1 protein-coding gene is annotated in these 1,329 nt (G+C 72.2%); it reads left to right on the forward strand.

What is annotated here, in order from left to right; all coding sequences use genetic code 11:
- Nucleotides 1–218 precede the first annotated feature (218 nt).
- Nucleotides 219–1,016 carry a S1 family peptidase gene (locus tag AB8Z36_RS40070; RefSeq protein ID WP_369218279.1) on the forward strand — a complete coding sequence of 266 codons (798 nt, stop codon included), beginning with the start codon at nucleotides 219–221 and terminating at the stop codon, nucleotides 1,014–1,016.
- The last annotated feature ends 313 nt before the right edge of the window (nucleotides 1,017–1,329 follow it).

Consider the following 1,329-nt stretch of genomic DNA (forward strand, 5'->3'; position numbering starts at 1 on the left):
CCCCCGGACCGTTCCCACTGTACGACCGGCCGCCGACAACGGACCGGCCGTGAACAACACGCCGTGGCTGGAAACCGCCCCTTGTCCCGGGCGGACGCCGATCTCCATAATCCCCAGCAACGCTTTGGCGGGCTCATGCCACCGGCGCGCACTCCGTGCGGGCGGCAGGGGCCCGCTCAGGCGTATCCCCCCACGAACCCCCCACGAAGGGAAGACAATTGAACACCAAGCTGCGTGGAGTGAAGAGAGCCGCCACCCTCGGCGCGATCGCTCTGGCCACCGTCAGCCTTCAGCCCCTGGCCGCCCAGGCGGCGCCGCACCCGGGCCCCCAGCCGGGTGAGCGCGTCGTCGGCGGCACCCCCGCCGAGCAGGGTGAATTCCCGTTCATGGTCCGTCTGTCGATGGGCTGCGGCGGCGCTCTGTACGCCAAGGACATCGTCCTGACCGCCGCCCACTGCGTGGACGGCTCCGGCGACAACACCGGCATCACCGCCACCGGCGGCGTCGCGGACCTGAACAGCCCCGACGCGGTCAAGGTGAAGTCCACCAAGGTCCTCCAGGCCCCCGGCTACGACGGCAAGGGCAAGGACTGGGCGCTCATCAAGCTCGCCAAGCCGATCGACCAGCCCACGCTGAAGATCGCCAAGGACACCACGTACAACGAGGGCGACTTCACCATCGCGGGCTGGGGCGCCGACAAGGAGGGCGGCCAGCAGCAGACCAAGCTCCTCAAGGCGACCGTCCCGTTCGTCAGCGACGCCGACTGCGAGGCCGCGTACGGCGCCGACCTGACGCCCGGCGAGGAACTCTGCGCAGGCAAGCTCGCCGAGGGCGGCACGGACACCTGCCAGGGCGACTCCGGCGGCCCCATGTTCCGCAAGGACGAGGCCGGTGAGTACATCCAGGTCGGCATCGTGAGCTGGGGCAACGGCTGCGCGCGGCCGAAGTTCCCCGGCGTCTACACCGAGGTGTCGACCTTCGCGGGCGACATAGAGAAGGAGGCCGCGGGACTCTGAGTCCCCGACCGGCCCGAGGCTCCACGACGGGGCGTCCGCACGCGCGGGCGCCCCGTCGCGCTGCCCGGCCCGCGCCCGGCCGCCGCGCGTCCCGCGAGCCCCGTTAGTCCAACACCTGCCCCTCCTTTGTCCATGGGCGCCCCCGCCGGAGGGCCGCATCGTGATCGGCACGGATCTCCGTCCACCGAGGGGTGTCGCATGCTGCCGTCAGACAGGTCAGGGCCGAGCCGCCGAGCCGTGGTCGCCACGGGCGCGATCGCCGGGGTGGGAGCCGCCCTGGGGGCGGGCGGGAGCGCGTTCGGCGCCCCCGGAG

Origin of the sequence: Streptomyces flavofungini, assembly GCF_041028215.1 — a bacterium.
Classification (GTDB): Bacteria; Actinomycetota; Actinomycetes; order Streptomycetales; family Streptomycetaceae; genus Streptomyces; species Streptomyces flavofungini_B.